Origin of the sequence: Actinomycetospora succinea (assembly GCF_004363095.1) — a bacterium.
In the GTDB taxonomy this organism is placed as follows: Bacteria; Actinomycetota; Actinomycetes; order Mycobacteriales; family Pseudonocardiaceae; genus Actinomycetospora; species Actinomycetospora succinea.
The window spans coordinates 174,171-191,408 of record NZ_SNYO01000010.1; the positions used below are offsets into that span (position 1 = coordinate 174,171).

Sequence of the window (17,238 nt, forward strand, 5' to 3'; positions counted from 1 at the left end):
TCGCAGGTCAGAGCACCTCCGCACTAGCCGATCAGATCCGTGATCTGTCCGTACACGGTCGGCCACGTGGCGTGCGCGGGATCGACGAGCGTGAAGTGGTCGCCGGGGACCTCGACGAGCACCGCGTCGTCGCCGGCGGCCCGCGCGGTCTCGGCGTAGGCGCGGCTGATCGCGAACGGCACCCGGTCGTCGTCGGGCGCGTGCACCGCCCGCACGGGCACGCCCAGCGGCAGCAGGGCCGCGGGGTCGGCGAGGGCGTAGCGCTCGGGCGCCTCGTCGGGTCCGGCCCCGACGAAAGCCCGCGCGGCGCCGTCGCCGATGCCCTCGCGCGCCGCGTCGGCGAGGGTCAGCACCCCGGCGAGCGACACCACGCCGCGCACCGGGACGCGCGACGCCACCCACGCCGCGAGGTGCCCGCCCGCCGAGTGGCCCACGACCACCGCCGGGGCGTCCACCGTGCGCAGGGCCGCCTCGACGTCCTCGAGCGTCGCCGGCCAGTCCCCCTGGCCCACGCGGCGGTACTCGACGTTGACCACCGCGTGCCCGCGCGCGTGCAGGTCCGTGGCCACCGGGGCGATGTGGTCGAGCGCCACCCGGGACCGCCAGAAGCCGCCGTGGAGCAGGACGACGGGTGGCCCGGCTCCCGGGTAGACGTCGACGAACTGGTGCTCGCCGGGGCCGTAGGAGATCCGCTCAGCGCACACGCAGCATCGCGTCCAGCTCGACGGCGAACCCCTTGGGCAGCGCGCGCACCCCGATCGCGGTCCGCGCGTGCTCCCCGCGCTCGCCGAACACCGCCGCCAGCAGGTCCGACGCCCCGTCGACGACGCCGGGCTGGTCGACGAAGTCGTCGGTGCACGCGACGAAGCCGCGCAGCACGAGGACCTGGGCGACGCGGTCCAGCGAGCCCAGCGCGTCGCGGGTCTGCGCGAGCAGGTTGAGCGCGCAGGCCCGGGCCGCGGCGTAGCCATCGGCAACGGACAGGTCCGCGCCGAGCCGCCCGGTGTGCCCGTCGGCGCCCTGCCCGGCCAGGTGGAGCACGTCCCCGGCCATCGTCCAGCCACGGTAGTGCCCGGCGGGTCGCCGGAGCGGCGGGAGCTCCAGGCCCAGCTCGTCGAGCCGTTGTTCAGGAGTGCTCACGGCGCCCACACCCGCCGGCGCCGCGGCTCCTCCGCCGGCAGCCCGAGCGCCCGGGACACGCGCGCGACCGAGCCGGCCGGGTCGGTGACGTCGAACAGCTCGGCGGCCATCCCCGCGCTGCGGGCGCCGTCGAGGTTCGCGGCGAGGTCGTCGACGAACAGGCAGCGCCGGGGGTCCTCGCCGAGCGCGTCCGCCGCCACCCGGAAGGCCCGCGGGTCGGGCTTGAGGACGCCGAGCTTCGCCGCCTCGAGCACGCCGTCGAACCGGGCCACCGCGGGGAACCGGGCCGGCCACTCGTCGCCGAACCAGTGCGCCATGTCGTTGGTGAACGCCACGACCCGCACCCGGCCCGCGAGCCGCGCGATCAGCCCGAGCACCTCCCCGCGCACGTAGGAGCAGTCCCGCCACAGCGCGCCGATGTCGAGATCGGGACGGCGCTCGACCAGGCGCGCCCAGTAGTCCCGCTCCTGGGACCGGCCCGCCTCGACCGACCGGTAGTCCTCGTCGACGCCCGTCGGGCCGGCCGGGAAGCCGGGGACGTCGGTCGACTCGAACAGCGTCGGGATCACGACGCCGCCCATGTCGAGCAGCAGCGTGCCGCCCGCGGTCCGGGTCCGGCGCAGCGCCCGCCGCCGCCCGGCGCGCACGGCGTCCGGCGGCGTCGGCTCCGGCGGCCCCGGGGGACGCGGGGCACAGGAGGTCACAGGACCGTCACCACACCCGTGTTCCCGTCGACCCGCACCTGCTGGCCGGTGCGCAGGGTGGACACGGCGTTGCCGGTACCGACGACCGCCGGCATGCCGTACTCCCGGCACACGATCGCGGTGTGGCTCATGATCCCGCCGACGTCGGAGACCGTGGCGGCGATCCGCGCGAACACCGGCGCCCACGACGGCGAGGTCGCCGGGCAGACGAGCACGTCGCCGGGCTGGACCTCGGTGAGCTCGTTGGGGTGCGTGACCACCCGGACCGGGCCCTCGACGATGCCCGGCGAGCCCGCCGTGCCGCGCAGGACGCCCTCGTCGCCGTCGGCGCGCAGCCACTCGGAGACCGTCGACGTCGTGATCCCCCACAGCATCACCGTGAACGGCTCGTCGATCTGCGTCGGCGGCGGCCCGAGCGCCGGCGGCGGCTCCCACGCCCGCAGCGCCGTGTAGATCTCGCGGCGGCGGGCGATCGTCGGGCGGAGGTGCTCGGCGCCGCGCGGGCGCGAGCCGACCGACCACGCCGCGACGCAGTCGTAGATCGCCTCGGCGACCTCGTAGCGGCGCAGGAAGAACATGTCCTCCGGCTCGTCGATCTCGCCCATCGCGGCCAGCGCGCGGGAGAGCTCGTGCGACTTCGCCCAGAACGTCGCCCACATCCAGTGCTCGATGTAGAGCACGTGCTCCTCGATGAACGCGAACACCTGGCGGGCCAGCGCGACGGTCTCGTCGAACGTGGCGCGGTCGGCGTCGGAGAGCAGCTCGCGGTAGCCGGCGGTGATCCGGTCGCGCTCGGCGAGCACCTCGTCGGTCGGCCGGTCGATCGACTCGCCGTCCTCGAGCCGGCGCAGGTACTCGCGCACCGAGGTCAGCGGGATGTCCGGCTGGTCGGCCCAGGTCGGGTAGGTGTGGTACCCGCCGGGGTGCCCGGGGTCGGTGTTGATGAGGAACCACGGGTCGGCGGTGCGCTCCCAGTCGGCGACCCACTCGGCGCCCGCCGCGTCGGCGCGCAGGCCCGCGAAGAGCGTCGCCGCGTCCTCGGTGCCCGAGAGCCGCTCGACCAGCCCGAGCCGCTGGGCCTCCTTGGCGAGGCGCTTGAGCTCGTCGTCGGGCCGGTAGAGCTCGACGCGCAGCCCGCCGACCATCCGCGAGATCGACTGGTCGGAGATGTCGGGGAACGCCTGGCGGCAGAGCCCGAAGAACGTCAGGTAGGCCGCGTAGCCGATGTTGAGCAGCTCGAAGTGGTACTGGTAGGTCTCGTACATCGTGAGCACGAGCCGGTCGAAGTCCCGGATCATCCGGAACCCCGCCGAGTGCCCGACGTGGTCGAACACCGTGCTCTCGGGCTCCAGGTCGGGCAGCGGCTCGAAGCGCAGCGACCGGATCTCGTCGAGCTTCGCGGTGACCTTGTCCTTCCACTCCGCGTAGATCGCGTCCCAGCGCTCGTAGTAGTGCCCGGCGCGGCGCCCGAACTCCTCGGCGCGGGCCCCGATGTGCTCGGCCGGAGCGGCCACGGGGGTCACGTAGAGCCGCCCGTTGACGATGCGCTGGTCGACGCCGAACGCGGGCGGCATCGCGAAGATCCGCGTGTTGAACGCGCCGAGCGCCTGCCACCAGCACTCGCACTGGATCTCGTCGTACGGGTGGAGCACGTCGGGGTGGTGCAGGCGGTCGGCGAACCAGAACCGGCCCTCGTCCAGCTCGCGGCGCTCGGGCCCGAACAGGTGGTACCAGTCGTACATCGACTCCCAGCCCTCGGCGCCGGGCGGGGTCTCGATCTCGAACGGGCTCGGGAAACGGTCAGCCGGCATGGTCGGGCGTCCCTTCGGGCGTCGGGCTGGTCGCGGCCGCGCCGCGGGTGAGCGTCGCGAGCACCGCCGACAGCGCCGACTGGGCGCCGCTGGTCGCCGCCCGCGGGGCGCGGGTGCTCCAGACCGTCTCCGGGCGGGTCTGGAGGAGGTGGACGCGGACGGGGCCGCCGGGCTCGGCGACCGCGAACTCCCCGTCCTGCGGCACCCCGGCGTCACGCTCGACGCGCCGCGCCAGCTCGAGGATCTCGGCGAGCTCGGCATCGTCGAGGCACGGCTGCTCGCGGCGCTCGGCCGGGACGTCGGTCTCGTGGGTGCCGGGGTGCTCGGGGTCGCGGACGAGGCAGCGCTCCTTCCGCGCCACCTCGCGGCGCACGACCTCGCCGCTGATCTTGTCGATGACGAACCGGTCCGGGGTCACGGTGCCGGAGACCAGCGGCTCCCCCAGGCCCCAGACCGCCTCGCAGACCACGGTCGAGCGGTCGCCGTTCGCGGGGTTCAGGGTCATGAACACCCCGGCGGCGCGCGCCGGCACCATCTCCTGCACGACCACCGCCATCGCGCCGGCCGACCCGGCGCCGGCTCCATGGTCGAGCTCCCCTATCGGCGTGCTCCCCTGATCGCTCCGTCTCCCGGCGTGCTCCCGGTACGACACCGCGCGCGCCGTGTAGAGGCTCGCCCAGCACCGGCACACGGCGTCGGCGACCGCGTCGCGGCCCCGCAGCTCGAGGAACGTGTCGTGCTCGCCGGCGAACGAGGCGCCCGCGGCGTCCTCGCCCACCGCCGACGAACGCACCGCCACCCGCGCGATCCCGCCGGCGAGCCCGTCGTAGGCGGCGCGGACGGCGTCGAGCACCGGGCCCGCGGTGGCCGCGCGCAGCAGCCGCGCCCGGGCCTCGGACGCCGCGCGCTCGACCTGGTCGATCGGGGCGTCCGGCGAGAGTGCGCGCAGGGGCGCCTCGACGTCGCCCGTGTCGGTGAGCGCGGCCCGGAACGCGTCGGTGGTGACGACGAACCCCGCCGGCACCCGCGCGCCCAGGGCCACGAGCCGGTGCAGCCCGGCGCCCTTGCCGCCGACGGCGTCGACGTCTCCCGCCGCGGGGTCGGCGAGGCCGAGGATCCAGGGTCCGCTCACGGCGCATCCCACCCCGCGACGAGGGCCACGACGGCCGCGTCGACGCAGGCGCGCCCGGTCACCGCCGCCGCGGCCTCGTCGGTGGCGACGAGCACGGTCGTGCCGGTCCCGGCGTCGAGCAGGTCGACGGCCACCCGCTGCGCCCCGGAGTCCTGGTCGCGCACCATCACCATGCGCGTCCCGCCGAGCCCCTCGACCTCGCGCTCGGACCACACGCGCCCGACGACCTCACCCAGGATCACTGCGACGTCCCCGACTCGATCGCCCTGGTCAGCCGGTCCGCGCTCCCGTTCTCCAGCAGCCCGACCGACACCCCGTGCGGCTTCGGGTACACCTGCGCGGCCCGCAGCTCGCCGTACTGCTCGACGGCCGCCGACCCCGCGTTGATCGCCTGGCGGACCGCCGCGAGCGACCCGCGCACGGCCGCGGCCAGGTAGCCGCTCGAGACCCGGTCGACCGTCACGGTCTCGACGTCGGCGGTCTTCATCATCGCCTCGATGCCCGCTGCGAGCGCCACGACGCCGCGCGTCTCGAGGATGCCGATCGCTCCCGCACCCCGCTCGGCCATGATCAGCTCCCCACCATCGCCATGTCGCCCGCCAGCGCCTGGACCGGCACGCACGGGCTCGCGAACACGATCGACTTCACGGCGCGCCCGGACACCGCCCGCGCGACCTCCTCGCCGACCTCCACGGCCTCCTCGACCGTCGCGAGGTCGCCGGTCACGGCCACCGCGACGAGCCCGCCGCCGAGGCGCACCGCCCCGCGGACCTCCACCTCGGTCGCCTTGACCATGGCGTCGACCGCGTCGAACACCGGCACGAACCCCTCGGCCTCGATGAACCCCACTGCCCGTGCCATCAGGTCTCCCTCGTGTTGGTGTGCTCGCCCCACCAGACGACCGCTGCTCCCGTGCCCCACACCGGCCCGTACGCCAGGACCTCGCCCGGCCGGTCCACCGCGCCGCTCCCGTCCAGGAACGCGAACGCCCGGAACTGGCTGTCGGCCTGCGCCGCCACCGCGAACTCCTCGCGCATCGCCAGCACCGCGGAGCGGTCGCCGGCGCGGACCGCGTCGAGGACCTTGCGGTTCCAGCGGTCGTGCTCGGGTTCGACGCGGTCCTCGGACGGGCGGATCCAGCGCGCCGTCAGCCCGGACGACAGCCCGCTGACGGCGACGACGCCGAGCCGGCGACCGAGCTGATCGGCCGCCCGGACCCCCGCCGCGGCCACGGCCGCCATCGCCGCGGGGTCGGCGTAGAGGTTGCACGACACCATCGCCCAGCGACCTTCATCGTGGGGATCGAGGAGCTTCGACGCCACGACCGTGCCCGTGTCCACCGGGAAGCCGTCGTACCGCGTGCGGCGGGCCTGCATCCCCGCGGCGTCGATGGCGTCGGCCCAGGCGTGGGCGAGCTCGGTGTCGACGGCCAGGTCGTGGTCGAGGTGGCCGTAGTCGTAGGCGTACCAGTTCTCGTCGGTGCGCCGGCCGCGCAGCCGGTCGTCGCACTGCACCTGGTGGCCGAGCACCGTGAACCACTGCGTCGAGAGCAGCAGGACGGTGTCGACGCCCGCGGCGCGCAGGCGGTCGCCGACGGTGCGCGTCGCGGCGGCCAGCTCGGCCCAGCTGTCGGCGGGGTCGCCGGCGAGGAGGTGGGGCATGGCCGGGACGAGCGCCGCGGGGATCACGTCGGGACCCACTCGACGACCGCGTTCCCCGTGGCGATCACCGTGCCGTAGGCGAGGACGTCACCGGCGATCGCGGGCCAGCCCATCGCCGCCATCAGCCAGGTCAGGCTGCCGGCCTTGGTCTCCGACGACGTCGCCTCGATGTGCGCGGGCACGGCCTCCTTCAGCCGCGACGTCGGGCCCTCGCGGATCGTCCGCAGCAGCTCCATGTCGCCCGCGTACTGGGCGTGGGTGAAGGGGCGCTCGACGCCCATGTCCTCGGGCAGGTCGGGCTCGGCGTCCCAGTGCAGGTGGGACAGCGAATTCGACGCGAGCAGCACCGCACGGCGACCCGTCTTCTCGATCGCCTTCCGCGTCGCCTCGCCCAGCGTCTCCATCTCGGCGAGCGAGGCGTCGGAGTAGAAGTAGGGGTTGTTGTTGGCCGACAGCGACACGACGGGCAGGTCCCAGTCGGGGTTGGCCAGGTGCAGCGCCCCGATCGTCGCGTAGTCCACGCGCACGCCGTCCTCGCGCATCGCGCTCGTGACCAGGCCCGCGCGGGCGCCCTCCTCGACGATCGCCTCGGCGAGGTCGACGTCGGTGCGGAAGTCGTAGTGGTACCGGAACAGGTGCGGGAAGATCGGCTCGACGGAGACGCCGCGCGGGTTCGGCACGCAGTTCACGTGGTGGCCCACCATCGTGATCCAGTGCGGCGCGTGCACCACGAGCACGTCGGGCGCGTGGGCGCGCAGCCGCCGGCGCAGCTCCTCGTAGCCCCAGCGCAGCACCTCCCAGCCGCCGGTCGAGCGCGGCTCGTTCTGCGGCGGGTTCTCGGCGTAGACGAGGTGGGGCGGGTGCGGCGCGAGGTAGCCGGCGACGATGCCGCCGCGGCCCCCGGACCCCGACGTCGTGCTCGGCGCGGCGGCCGGCGCGGGCTCGGTGCGGGCCGCGCGCCGCGACGCCGACCGGCCGCTCCCGGCGGTGGCGTGGAACACACGGGCCATGGCGGCGACGCTAGGGAGACGCCGACCCGTCACCCAGGTCGCCGTCCAACGGTGCTGGACACCGCCGTTCGGGACCGCCCAGACTCGAACGGGTGACGGTGGCGGCGGTGAGCAAGTCCGCCGTCCTGCTGCGCGCCTTCGGCCCCACCACGGACGTGCTGTCCACCCGCGCCCTGGCCGCGCGCACCGGCATCCCGCGCAGCACCGTCCATGTGCTCGCCGGCACCCTGGCCGCCGAGGGCCTCCTCGAGACCGTGCCCGGACGCGGCTGGCGGCTCGGCCCGCTGCTCGTCGGCCTGGCCGGCCAGATCATCGAGCGCACCGGGCTCGTCGCCGCCGTGGAGGGCGGGCTCGGCGGGCTGCGGCGCGCCGCCGGGCAGGAGGTCCACGTCGCCCAGCTCGTCGGCGGCTGGACCGTCTACCTGCACCGCGAGGCCGGCCCGGTCCGCGCGCCGATGGACAACCGCGTCGGGCTCCGGGCGCCCGCCTGGCGCGGGGGCTGCGGCAAGGCGGCGCTGTCGCGGCTGGCCCGCGAGGAGGTCGAAGACCGCGTCGAGCGCCTGTGCCGCGACGAGGGCCTCACCCCGCCCGACCGCGCCGCCCTGCACGAGGAGCTCGGGGCCGCGCGCCGCGCCGGGTACGTGGTGTCGTCGACCTTCCAGGCCGGGCGGACGTCGGTGGCGGCGCCCGTGGTCGACGCCGACGGGCGGCCGGTCGGCGGGCTCTCGGTCGCCGGCCCGTCGTCGCTGTTCACCCGCGCCGTGCTGGCCCGCTGCGCGCAGGACGTCGTCGAGGCCGCGGCCCGGGCGGGGCGGCAACTGGTCTGCTGACGGGCGCACGCGTCCCGGCTGGTGGAACGCTGCGGTTCCCCGGTGTCGGTGAGCGGTGTCACTCTGCGGGCATGAGTGCGCCTGCAAAGGTCCCGGCCGCCATCGTCGGTCCGGGCAACATCGGCACCGACCTGCTGGCCAAGCTCGCGCGCAGCGCGCGGGTCGAGGTCACGGCGATGGTCGGCGTGGTCGAGTCGGACGGGCTGGAGCGGGCGCGCGCGGCGGGCGTCGCGGCGTCGGCGGAGGGCGTCGACTGGCTGCTGCGCCAGGACCCGCTCCCGAGGATCGTCTTCGAGGCGACGTCGGCGAAGGCGCACCTCGCGAACGCGCCGCGCTACTCCGACGCGGGGATCCGGGCGATCGACCTGACGCCCGCGCACCTCGGGCCGATGGTGTGCCCGGCGGTGAACATGCCCGACCACCTCGACGCCCCGAACATCAACATGATCACGTGCGGCGGGCAGGCGACCATCCCGATCGTCGCCGCGGTCTCGCGGGTCGCCCCGGTGGCCTACGCGGAGATCGTCGCCTCGACGGCGTCGCGCTCGGCCGGGCCGGGCACGCGCGCCAACATCGACGAGTTCACGCAGACGACGGCACGGGCGGTCGAGGAGGTCGGCGGCGCCGAGCGCGGCAAGGCGATCATCATCCTGAACCCCGTCGAGCCGCCGATGATCATGCGGGACACGGTGTTCTGCTCGCTGCCCGAGGACGCCGACCACGACGCCGTCGCCGCGTCGATCCACGACATGGTCACCCGCGTCCAGCAGTACGTGCCGGGCTACACGCTGCGCGCCGAGCCGCAGTTCGACCCGCCGACCGAGAAGTGGGGCGGACGAGGTCGCGTGGCCGTGTTCCTCGAGGTCAAGGGCAACGGCGACTACCTGCCCGAGTACGCCGGCAACCTCGACATCATGACCGCCGCCGCCGCGGAGGTCGGCGAGCTGGTCGCCGCGGACCTCGGAGACGCCGCGAAGCGGAGCTCGACCATCGATGCGGAGGTCCCGGCATGAGCAGGCCCGAGATCCGCCACGACGTCCGCCTCACCGACACCACCCTGCGCGACGGCAGCCACGCCCAGGCGCACCAGTTCACCGAGGAGCAGGTCCGGGACACCGTGCGCGCGCTCGACCGCGCGGGTGTCGAGGTCATCGAGGTGACCCACGGCGACGGCCTCGGCGGCTCGAGCTTCAACTACGGCTTCTCGCACACCGACGAGCTGACGCTGATCGCCGCCGCCCGCGAGGAGGCCAAGCAGGCGAAGATCGCGGTGCTCCTGGTGCCCGGCATCGGGACCGTCGAGGACCTGCGCCGCGCCCGCGACGCCGGCGCCGACGTCGTGCGCGTCGCGACCCACTGCACCGAGGCCGACGTGTCGCCCCAGCACTTCGGGGTGGCCCGCGAGCTGGGCATGGAGACGGTCGGGTTCCTCATGATGGCCCACCGCACGCCGCCGGAGGACCTCGCGAAGCAGGCCCGGATCATGGTCGACGCCGGCTGCCAGTGCCCGTACGTCACCGACTCCGCGGGCGCGCTGCTCATGCACGAGGCGCGGGCCCGGTTCGAGGCGCTGCTCGCCGAGGTCGGCGACGAGGCGTGGGTCGGCTACCACGGCCACCAGAACCTCTCGATGGGCGTCGCGAACTCGGTGATCGCCGCGGAGCTGGGCGTCAAGGAGATCGACGGCTCGCTGTGCGCCCTCGGCGCGGGGTCGGGCAACTCGCCGACCGAGGTGCTCGCCGCCGTGTTCGACCGCATGGGCATCGAGACCGGCGTCGACGTCACCGCGCTGCTCGACGCCGCCGAGGACGTCGTCCGCCCGTACCTGCACCGCTGGCCGAAGATGGACCGCAACGCCATCACCCAGGGCTGGGCGGGGGTCTACTCCAGCTTCCTGCTGCACGCCGAGCACGCGGGCGAGCGCTACAAGGTCCCGGTGCCCGACATCCTGCGCCGCTGCGGCGAGCTGGGGCTCGTCGGCGGGCAGGAGGACATGATCATCGACATCGCGCTGGAGCTGGCGCGCGAGCGCGAGCAGGGCTGACGCCGTGCCGATCCTCGAGCTCCACCTCGTCGACGGCGACCACTCCCCCGCCGAGCACGCCGCGCTGCTCCAGCGCCTCAGCGCGGTCTACGCCGCGGTGCTCGAGTCGCCGGTGGAGCGCGTCCGGGCCTACCTGACCCTGCACGCGCGGGAGCACTGGGCGGTGGGCGGATCGACACACGCCGACCCGGCGCCGTACTTCACCGCGATCGTCCTCGAGGGCCGGCCGGTCGAGCAGCGCCACCGGCTGCTCGCCGAAGTGACGGACCTGCTCGTCGAGATCCTCGGCGTCGAGCGGTCGCGGGTGCGCGGGCGGATCATCCAGGTGCCGCCGGACGACTGGGCCATCGGCGGCGTCCCGGCCGCGGCCGCCCGGCGCGACGAGATCGCGGCGCGCGCGGGCACCGCCCGGTAGGCCGCCGTGCGCGTCAGCACCTCGGACCCGGACCGGGCCCGGGCGGAGTGCGCGGAGATCTACTTCCCGCACCGGCTGACGATGCTGCACGACCCCGCCGAGTTCTCGATGTCGCTCTCGGCCGTCGACCTCGGGCCGGTCGCGGCGGGAGTGCTGTCGTACGCCGGCGAGGTGGTGATCGAGACCGGGGAGCTGGCCACCGGCTACGAGGTGAACATCGCGCTGGACGGCGTCCTGCGCACCCGCAGCGGGCGCGCGGACGTGTGCTCCACCGCGGCGACCGCGGCCGTCTACCGGCCCGACGGCACCGCCCGCCTGCACGGGTGGGCCGAGGGCGGGCGGCTGTTCGGGCTGAAGATCGAGCGCGGCGCGCTGGAGGACCAGCTCACGTCCCTGCTCGACCGGCCGGTGCGCGGTGCCGTGGCGCTGGCGCCGACGATCGACCTCGAGTCCGACGACGGCCGGCGGTGGTGGTCGCTGGTGCGGACGCTCGCCGACCTCGCCGCCGACCCGCGCGGGCTCGCCGCCGACCCGCGGGTGATGCGCCCGCTGGTCGAGGCCGTCGTCGCGGGCCTGCTGCACACCGTGGACCACCCCTACCGCGACGCCCTCGCCGCGCCCGCCGCGGCGGTGGGGCCGCGGTCGGTGCGCCGCGCCGTGGCCGCGGTCGTCGAGCGGCCCGAGCACCCCTGGACGGTCTCCTCGCTCGCCGAGGTCGCCGGCGTCAGCGCCCGCGGCCTGCGCGACGGCATGGCCCGCCACCACGGCGTCTCCCCCATGGCGCTCGTGCGCGACGTCCGCCTGCGCCGCGCCCGCGACGACCTCGCGGCGGGTCGCGGCGCGGTGGCCGAGGTGGCCATGCGCTGGGGCTTCACCCACCTGGGCCGCTTCGCCCGGTCCTACCGCGAGGCCTTCGGCGAGCCCCCGTCGCGCACTGCCGGAACCGGCGCTCGGCCTACCGCGCGCGGGCTCGACCGGTGACCTGGACCACACCTAGCGTCGGTGCGGTGACCCTCGACTTCAACCCCATGGTCAGCCCGCACCGGGAGGACCCGCACCTGTTCTACCGCGAGGCCCGCGCCCACTCGCCGATGATCAACCCCGTGCTCGGCGCCTACATGGTGACCCGGTACGACGACCTGACCACGGTCATCGACGACCCGGACACCTACTCGTCGGCCGTCGCGGTCCCGAAGATCTACTGGAACCCGCCCGAGGTCACCGAGGTGCTCACCGCCGGGAACGTCCCCGAGACCAACGCCGTGGTCAATGAGGACGAGCCCGCCCACCGCCCGATCCGGCGCGTGTTCGACGCCGGCTTCACCGGGGCGCGGGTCCGCGCGATGCTGCCGACGATGCGGGCGACCGCCGAGTCGTTGATCGACGGCTTTCTGGGCCGGCGGGCCGACCTGGTGGCCGACTACGCGATCCCGTTCGTCCAGTCGGTGATCAACGCGATCATCGGGTTCCCGCCGGAGGACGGCGCGCGGATCCAGCAGTGGACCGACGACGTCAACATGCTCTGGAACCTGCTGGCCCCGCTGGAGGACCGCATCGCCTCGGCCCACCGGATGGCCGACTACACCCGCTACCTCCAGGCCTTGATCGACGACCGGCGCGCCCACCGCCGCGAGGATCTGATCTCCGATCTCGTGCACGGCGCGAACGGCTTCCCCGGGCTCGACGACGACTACGTCATCAACGTCGTGCGCGGCGCGGCCCGCGTGGCCGGCTTCGACACGACCCGCGACGCGATCACCGCGACGATGCTCGCGATCCTGCAGCACCCGGACGTCCACGAGCGCGTGCTGGCCGACCCGGCCAAGGCGATCCCGAAGGTCACCGAGGAGGTCCTGCGCCGCGACGCCCCGCACCGCGGCCTGTTCCGCATCACGACGAAGGACACGAGCCTCGGCGGCACCGACCTGCCCGCCGGCACGATGGTGCTGGTGCTCTTCGGCTCGGGGAACCGCGACGAGACGAAGTTCCCCGAGCCCGACGTCGTCGACATCGACCGCGCCAACGTCCGCGACCACCTCGCCTTCGGCCGCGGCCTGCACGTCTGCCCCGGTGCCCCGATGGCGCGCGCCGAGATCCGCGTGGCGCTCGAGACGCTGGTCCGCCGCCTGCCCGCGATGCGCCTCGCCGACGACTACGCCCCGACCTACATCGCGAGCTACTTCTTCCGCGGCCTGGAGACCCTCGACGTGACGTGGTGAGCGCACAGCCCCTCCATGCCTTGCGCGGCATATTCCTCGTACGGCATGCTCTCCACCGTGACCACCGCACCGGACACCGGGACGTGGGCGGCGCTCGCCGACCCGCACCGCCGGGACATGCTCGGCCTCCTGCGCGAGCGGCCGCGGGCGGTCGGCGAGCTCGTCGACCTCCTCGAGCTCAGCCAGCCCAGCACCTCGAAGCACCTGCGGGTGCTGCGCGAGGCGGGGCTGGTGCGGGCGCGACCCGAGGCGCAGCGGCGGGTGTACGAGGTCGACCCCGCACCGCTCGTCGCCCTCGACGCGTGGCTCGCGCCCTACCGGCAGCTGTGGTCCGACAGCCTCGACGCCCTCGGCCGGCGTCTCGAGCAGACCGCACAGGAGGACACCCCGTGAGCCCCACCGGCAGCTACCTGGAGATCGACGGACGCCCCGCGCTGCGCTTCGTCCGCGAGTACGACCACCCCGCCGACCGCGTGTTCACGCTGCTCACCGACCCCGGCGAGCTCCGGCACTGGTTCCCGGCGACGGTCGCGCCGGAGGCGTGGACCCCGGGCGCCGCGATCGTCTACTCCTTCGAGGCGGACGGCGACGGCGGGACGGGTGAGGTCCTGGCCCACGAGCCGCCGCACCGGGTCGGGTTCTCGTGGGACGGCGAGCAGCTCTGGTTCGAGGTCGAGACGCTGCGCGACGGCCGGACCCGGCTGACGTTCACCCACCTCATGGACGAGCGCGACGGCGCCTCCCGCAACGCCGCCGGCTGGGACCTCTGCCTCGACGCCCTCGACGCGGCCCTCGCCGGCACGCCCGGCGGGGCGCCGGGCGGCCGCACCCCCGCCTGGGAGGAGCTCTACGAGGCCTACGTCGCCGCCGGCGTCCCCTCGGGCGCCGCCATCCCCGGCTGAGGGCACACTCGGCGCCCGTGAGCGCTCTCTCCGCCCTCGAGCACGGGCCCGAGGTCACCGACGTCGACTTCACGCACGCCGACCCCGAGGCGGTCCGCGAGGCGCTGACCGGCGGCGGGCAGTGGGTGCTGCGGCGCTGCGACCTCACCGAGCTCGACCTCTCCGGCGTCGACCTCGGCACGGCGACGCTCGAGCGCTGCACGCTGACGCGGGTCCGGCTGCGCGGGGCGGTCCTCGACGGCGCGACCGTCGAGGGCGGCTCGCTCGCCGAGGCCGATCTCAGCGACGCCGACCTGACCGACACGATCTTCACCGGCGTGGACCTCTCGCGCGCCCGCCTCGTCGGTGCCCGGCTCACGGACACCGTGTTCCGCGACTGCCGCATGATCGGTGCCGACCTCACCGGGATGCGCAGCCTCGCGGTCACGTTCTCGGTGGACGGGTGCTCGCTCGCCCTCGCCCGCCTGGCCGACGCCGCCCTGCGCGGCTGGCGCCTCGAGCGGGTCGACCTCTCCGACGCCGACCTCTCGGGCGCCGACCTGCGCGACGCCGTCCTCACCGACTGCGCGCTGCGCGGCACCGACCTCAGCCACGCCCGCCTCGGGGGCGCGGACCTGCGCGGCGCCGACCTCGGCGAGATCACCCCCGAGACGCCGGCCGTGCTGCGCGGGGCGATCGTCTCCACCGCCCAGGCCGCCGACGTGTGCCGCGCCCTGGGCCTGCAGGTCGTCTAGGACAGGCGGTCGCCGGCACGCAGCACCGCGCCGGGCTCGCAGCCCCGGCCGGACGCCACGAGGCGGCGCGGGCGGACCCACTCGTCGGCGGTCGCGACGACCGGCCCCTCGTCGTCGACGGCCACCTCGCCGGGGGCGCGCCCCGGGCACGGGCGTCCGGTCCCCGCGAGGCGCACGACGGCGATCTCGCTGTCGCCGCGCCGCGCCGCCGGGATGCCCCACGGCGACGGGTAGGGCCCGTAGTCGCAGGCCCGCACGAAGGCGAGGACCTCGCGGGCGGGCTTCGCCCAGGGCACCCGGCCCTCGTAGGGCACCCCGCGCCCGAAGTAGCGGCGCGCGGACAGGTCCTGCGGGTGCCGCGGCACGACGCCCGCGTCGAGGTGCGCGAGCAGGCGGTCGACGAGCTCCTGACCCCGGGCGACGCAGCGCACGGAGACCGTCAGCGCGGTGTCGTCCGCCGTGATCGGGAAGCGGATCTGCTCGACGACGTCGCCGGTGTCGATCCCGGCCTCCATCCGGTGCAGCGTGACACCGTGCTCGGCGTGGCCCCGCGCGACCGCCCAGCTGGGGGCGTTGAGTCCCGCACACTCGGGCAGGGGTCCGGGGTGGAGGTTGAAGGCGCCGACGCGCGGGGCGGCGAGGACCTCGGGACGGACGAGGTGCAGCGAGTGGACGTTGAGCAGCACGTCGATGCCGGCACCGCGGAGCTCGTCGGCGAGCCCGGGGTCGCGCACGCGGTCGGCGGGGGTGATCGGCACCCCGAGCTCGGCGGCCGACGCGGCGACGCCCGCACCCTCGGGGCTCGCGGTCAGGACCCGGCGCACACGGTGGTGGCTCCGGGCGAGGCGCTGCAGGGTGCGCACCCCGGCCGCCTCCTCGGCGACGAGCGCGATGTCCACGGACAATCCCTATCATTTCGGACCTAACGGACACGAGGTGGCATGACCATGGGCCGGCGGATCGCCGTCACCGTCGCCGCGGTGCTCGTCGCCGCCCTCGTGCTCGTCGGCGGTCTGTGGCTCGTGCAGCGCGAGCTCGTCTACGTGCCCTCGCGCGGGCCGGTGCCGCCGGCGGCGTCGGTGCTCGCCGAGGCGCAGGACGTCACGCTCACCACCGCCGACGGGCTGGCGCTCGGCGCGTGGTTCGTCCCCGCGCGCGGCCAGCGGCGGGACGTGACGGTGCTGGACGCGAACGGCAACGCCGGCGACCGCACCGATCGCTCATCGCTGGCCGCGGCGCTGAGCGGCCGGGGTCTCGACGTGCTGCTGTTCGACTACCGCGGGTTCGGCGGCAACCCCGGGAGCCCGAGCGAGGAGGGTCTCGCGCTCGACGCCCGCGCAGCCCACGAGCACCTCGTGCGGGACCGCGGGGTCGCACCGGCGCGCCTGCTCTACCTCGGCGAGAGCATGGGGTCGGCCGTCGTCGCCCGGCTCGCGGCGGAGACCTCCGGGGCGCCGGTGGCGGGCATGGTGCTGCGCTCGCCGTTCGTCGACCTGCCCTCGATCGGCGAGCGCGTCTACCCGTTCCTGCCGGTCCGCGCCCTGCTGGCCGACCGCTTTCCGGTCACCGAGCTGGTCGCGAAGGCCCGGGTCCCGACCACCGTCGTGCTCGGCGAGGGCGACCGCACGATCCCGCCGGCGCAGAGCCGGGCGGTGGCCGCAGCCGCCGGCGGCGAGGTCGTGGCGGTCCCCGGCGCCGACCACAACGACGCCGTCCTCGCGCACGGCCCGGCGGTGGTCGGTGCGGTGGTGGCCTTGGCCGACCGGCTCTAGATCCCCCGCCGCGCGCCCATGTCCAGGGCGAGGGTCGACCCGGTCAGCGCCGACGCCTCGGGGTCGAGCAGGGTCGCGACGGCCCAGCCGACCTGGTGCGGCGTGACCATCGCGCCCAGCGGCGACTCGGCCCGGCGCTCGGCGAGCACGTCGGCGACCTCGATCCCCCGCTTCTCCGCCTGCGCGGACGACAGCCGGCGCAGGCGGTCGGTGTCGGCGGGGCCCGGGGCGACGAGGTGCGCGGTGATCCCCCGGGACCCGTAGGCGTCGGCGAGCTGGCGCACGAGGTTGGCCAGGGCGGCATTGGTGACGCCCGCGCCCGGCACGTGCGGCGACGGCTCGGCGCCGTAGTGCCCGCCGAGTGCGACGATCCGCGATCCGTCGGCCAGCCACGGGTCGGCGGCCCGCACGAGGCGCAGCAGGCCCCCCACCTTCAGCGCGACCGCCGCCCCGAGCGCCGCGGGCTCGACGACGTCGAGGCCGCCGAGGGCGGGCAGCCCGGCGGCCTGCACGACCATGCGGACCGGCGTGGCGCGGGCCCGCAGCGCCTCGGCGATCACCTCGCCCGCGCCGTCGTCGCCGATGTCCGCCGCGCACGCCCCGACGCCCTCGTCGTCGGCCGACAGCGCCGCGAGCGCCTCGGTCGAGCGCGCGACGGCGAGCACCGGCAGCCCGCGCAAGCGCAGCCGGTGCACGATCGCCCCGCCGAGGGCCCCGGTGGCGCCGACGACGACGGCCAGGGGAGACGGAGCGGAGCGGAGGTCGACCGTCGAGGGTGGCTCGGTCATGCTCCGTGACCCTAGGGAGATCCGGGAGGCGTACCCACGCCCCCGTTCGGCGGCGGGCAACGTTCGCGGGGGCGGA

At 75.4% G+C, this 17,238-nt stretch carries 22 protein-coding genes; 10 read left to right on the top strand and 12 right to left on the bottom strand.

Translation table 11 applies throughout. The annotated features are described in order from the left end of the window. Window positions 1-23: 23 nt before the first annotated feature. The 10 genes from EV188_RS26110 to EV188_RS26145 are packed head-to-tail and all read right to left on the bottom strand — an operon-like array spanning window position 24 to window position 7,458. Entirely contained in the window at window positions 24-704 is a 681-nt protein-coding gene (locus EV188_RS26110) for an alpha/beta hydrolase family protein (protein WP_243742009.1), read from the bottom strand. Beyond that, window positions 694-1,140 (bottom strand): RidA family protein, encoded by a 447-nt coding sequence (locus EV188_RS32805; protein WP_243742010.1) that lies wholly within the window; start codon window positions 1,138-1,140, stop codon window positions 694-696. The genes EV188_RS26110 and EV188_RS32805 overlap by 11 nt, the downstream gene beginning before the upstream one ends. After that, on the bottom strand, window positions 1,137-1,844 hold the full coding sequence (locus EV188_RS26115) for an HAD-IA family hydrolase (protein ID WP_133829247.1): 708 nt from the start codon (window positions 1,842-1,844) through the stop codon (window positions 1,137-1,139). Before EV188_RS26115 ends, EV188_RS32805 begins: the two co-directional genes overlap by 4 nt. Next, window positions 1,841-3,655 carry a PEP-utilizing enzyme gene (locus EV188_RS26120; RefSeq protein WP_133829248.1) on the bottom strand — a complete coding sequence of 605 codons (1,815 nt, stop codon included), beginning with the start codon at window positions 3,653-3,655 and terminating at the stop codon, window positions 1,841-1,843. The genes EV188_RS26115 and EV188_RS26120 overlap by 4 nt, the downstream gene beginning before the upstream one ends. Next, the gene (locus EV188_RS26125; RefSeq protein ID WP_166660082.1) at window positions 3,645-4,787 is read right to left on the bottom strand and encodes a PEP/pyruvate-binding domain-containing protein; all 1,143 of its coding nucleotides are present in this window, start codon (window positions 4,785-4,787) and stop codon (window positions 3,645-3,647) included. The genes EV188_RS26120 and EV188_RS26125 overlap by 11 nt, the downstream gene beginning before the upstream one ends. Then, on the bottom strand, window positions 4,784-5,029 hold the full coding sequence (locus EV188_RS31965; RefSeq protein WP_166660083.1) for a EutN/CcmL family microcompartment protein: 246 nt from the start codon (window positions 5,027-5,029) through the stop codon (window positions 4,784-4,786). Before EV188_RS31965 ends, EV188_RS26125 begins: the two co-directional genes overlap by 4 nt. Then, on the bottom strand, window positions 5,026-5,355 hold the full coding sequence (locus EV188_RS26130) for a BMC domain-containing protein (protein ID WP_133829250.1): 330 nt from the start codon (window positions 5,353-5,355) through the stop codon (window positions 5,026-5,028). The genes EV188_RS31965 and EV188_RS26130 overlap by 4 nt, the downstream gene beginning before the upstream one ends. Before the next feature lie 2 nt (window positions 5,356-5,357). After that, the gene (locus EV188_RS26135; RefSeq protein ID WP_208114379.1) at window positions 5,358-5,648 is read right to left on the bottom strand and encodes a BMC domain-containing protein; all 291 of its coding nucleotides are present in this window, start codon (window positions 5,646-5,648) and stop codon (window positions 5,358-5,360) included. Beyond that, window positions 5,648-6,487 carry a class III extradiol ring-cleavage dioxygenase family protein gene (locus EV188_RS26140; RefSeq protein WP_208114380.1) on the bottom strand — a complete coding sequence of 280 codons (840 nt, stop codon included), beginning with the start codon at window positions 6,485-6,487 and terminating at the stop codon, window positions 5,648-5,650. Before EV188_RS26140 ends, EV188_RS26135 begins: the two co-directional genes overlap by 1 nt. After that, window positions 6,472-7,458 (bottom strand): DODA-type extradiol aromatic ring-opening family dioxygenase, encoded by a 987-nt coding sequence (locus tag EV188_RS26145; RefSeq protein ID WP_133829251.1) that lies wholly within the window; start codon window positions 7,456-7,458, stop codon window positions 6,472-6,474. Before EV188_RS26145 ends, EV188_RS26140 begins: the two co-directional genes overlap by 16 nt. Before the next feature lie 107 nt (window positions 7,459-7,565). Here EV188_RS26145 and EV188_RS26150 point away from each other — a divergent pair, with 107 nt between their 5' ends. From EV188_RS26150 to EV188_RS26190, 9 genes are all read left to right on the top strand, one after another. Then, window positions 7,566-8,288: an IclR family transcriptional regulator gene (locus EV188_RS26150; RefSeq protein ID WP_166660084.1), complete on the top strand. Its 723-nt coding sequence runs from the start codon at window positions 7,566-7,568 to the stop codon at window positions 8,286-8,288. A gap of 71 nt (window positions 8,289-8,359) precedes the next feature. After that, window positions 8,360-9,301 carry an acetaldehyde dehydrogenase (acetylating) gene (locus tag EV188_RS26155; RefSeq protein WP_133829253.1) on the top strand — a complete coding sequence of 314 codons (942 nt, stop codon included), beginning with the start codon at window positions 8,360-8,362 and terminating at the stop codon, window positions 9,299-9,301. Then, window positions 9,298-10,332: a 4-hydroxy-2-oxovalerate aldolase gene (dmpG, locus tag EV188_RS26160; protein ID WP_133829254.1), complete on the top strand. Its 1,035-nt coding sequence runs from the start codon at window positions 9,298-9,300 to the stop codon at window positions 10,330-10,332. The genes EV188_RS26155 and dmpG overlap by 4 nt, the downstream gene beginning before the upstream one ends. A 4-nt stretch (window positions 10,333-10,336) precedes the next feature. Next, the gene (locus tag EV188_RS26165) at window positions 10,337-10,747 is read left to right on the top strand and encodes a tautomerase family protein (protein WP_133829255.1); all 411 of its coding nucleotides are present in this window, start codon (window positions 10,337-10,339) and stop codon (window positions 10,745-10,747) included. A 6-nt stretch (window positions 10,748-10,753) separates the two neighbouring features. Next, window positions 10,754-11,728: an AraC family transcriptional regulator gene (locus tag EV188_RS26170; protein WP_133829256.1), complete on the top strand. Its 975-nt coding sequence runs from the start codon at window positions 10,754-10,756 to the stop codon at window positions 11,726-11,728. Window positions 11,729-11,754: 26 nt separating this feature from the next. Beyond that, window positions 11,755-12,966: a cytochrome P450 gene (locus EV188_RS26175; RefSeq protein ID WP_243742011.1), complete on the top strand. Its 1,212-nt coding sequence runs from the start codon at window positions 11,755-11,757 to the stop codon at window positions 12,964-12,966. 57 nt (window positions 12,967-13,023) lie between these two features. After that, window positions 13,024-13,359 carry an ArsR/SmtB family transcription factor gene (locus tag EV188_RS26180; protein WP_279536770.1) on the top strand — a complete coding sequence of 112 codons (336 nt, stop codon included), beginning with the start codon at window positions 13,024-13,026 and terminating at the stop codon, window positions 13,357-13,359. Further along, complete coding sequence (locus tag EV188_RS26185; protein WP_133829258.1) at window positions 13,356-13,868, top strand: SRPBCC domain-containing protein; 513 nt, start codon at window positions 13,356-13,358, stop codon at window positions 13,866-13,868. The genes EV188_RS26180 and EV188_RS26185 overlap by 4 nt, the downstream gene beginning before the upstream one ends. Before the next feature lie 17 nt (window positions 13,869-13,885). Further along, complete coding sequence (locus EV188_RS26190; RefSeq protein ID WP_133829259.1) at window positions 13,886-14,602, top strand: pentapeptide repeat-containing protein; 717 nt, start codon at window positions 13,886-13,888, stop codon at window positions 14,600-14,602. Here EV188_RS26190 and EV188_RS26195 read toward each other — a convergent pair. Continuing rightward, the gene (locus EV188_RS26195) at window positions 14,599-15,501 is read right to left on the bottom strand and encodes a methionyl-tRNA formyltransferase (protein ID WP_166660085.1); all 903 of its coding nucleotides are present in this window, start codon (window positions 15,499-15,501) and stop codon (window positions 14,599-14,601) included. The two genes, EV188_RS26190 and EV188_RS26195, sit on opposite strands and share 4 nt — an antisense overlap. A 42-nt stretch (window positions 15,502-15,543) precedes the next feature. On the opposite strand from EV188_RS26195, the gene EV188_RS26200 reads away from it, so the two are divergent. After that, complete coding sequence (locus EV188_RS26200; RefSeq protein ID WP_133829261.1) at window positions 15,544-16,374, top strand: alpha/beta hydrolase; 831 nt, start codon at window positions 15,544-15,546, stop codon at window positions 16,372-16,374. On the opposite strand, the gene EV188_RS26205 is transcribed toward EV188_RS26200, so the two are convergent. Next, window positions 16,371-17,162, bottom strand: coding sequence for an SDR family oxidoreductase (locus EV188_RS26205; RefSeq protein WP_133829262.1), 792 nt, complete (start codon window positions 17,160-17,162; stop codon window positions 16,371-16,373). The two genes, EV188_RS26200 and EV188_RS26205, sit on opposite strands and share 4 nt — an antisense overlap. Between the last annotated feature and the right edge of the window lie 76 nt (window positions 17,163-17,238).

Coding starts and splice junctions, on each gene's coding strand:
- EV188_RS26145 (WP_133829251.1), bottom strand. CDS start 7,458: ATGGCCCGTGTGTTCCACGCCACCGCCGGGAGCGGCCGGTCGGCGTCG.
- EV188_RS26155 (WP_133829253.1), top strand. CDS start 8,360: ATGAGTGCGCCTGCAAAGGTCCCGGCCGCCATCGTCGGTCCGGGCAAC.
- EV188_RS26130 (WP_133829250.1), bottom strand. CDS start 5,355: ATGGCCGAGCGGGGTGCGGGAGCGATCGGCATCCTCGAGACGCGCGGC.
- EV188_RS26200 (WP_133829261.1), top strand. CDS start 15,544: ATGACCATGGGCCGGCGGATCGCCGTCACCGTCGCCGCGGTGCTCGTC.
- EV188_RS26135 (WP_208114379.1), bottom strand. CDS start 5,648: ATGGCACGGGCAGTGGGGTTCATCGAGGCCGAGGGGTTCGTGCCGGTG.
- EV188_RS26120 (WP_133829248.1), bottom strand. CDS start 3,655: ATGCCGGCTGACCGTTTCCCGAGCCCGTTCGAGATCGAGACCCCGCCC.
- EV188_RS26205 (WP_133829262.1), bottom strand. CDS start 17,162: ATGACCGAGCCACCCTCGACGGTCGACCTCCGCTCCGCTCCGTCTCCC.
- dmpG (WP_133829254.1), top strand. CDS start 9,298: ATGAGCAGGCCCGAGATCCGCCACGACGTCCGCCTCACCGACACCACC.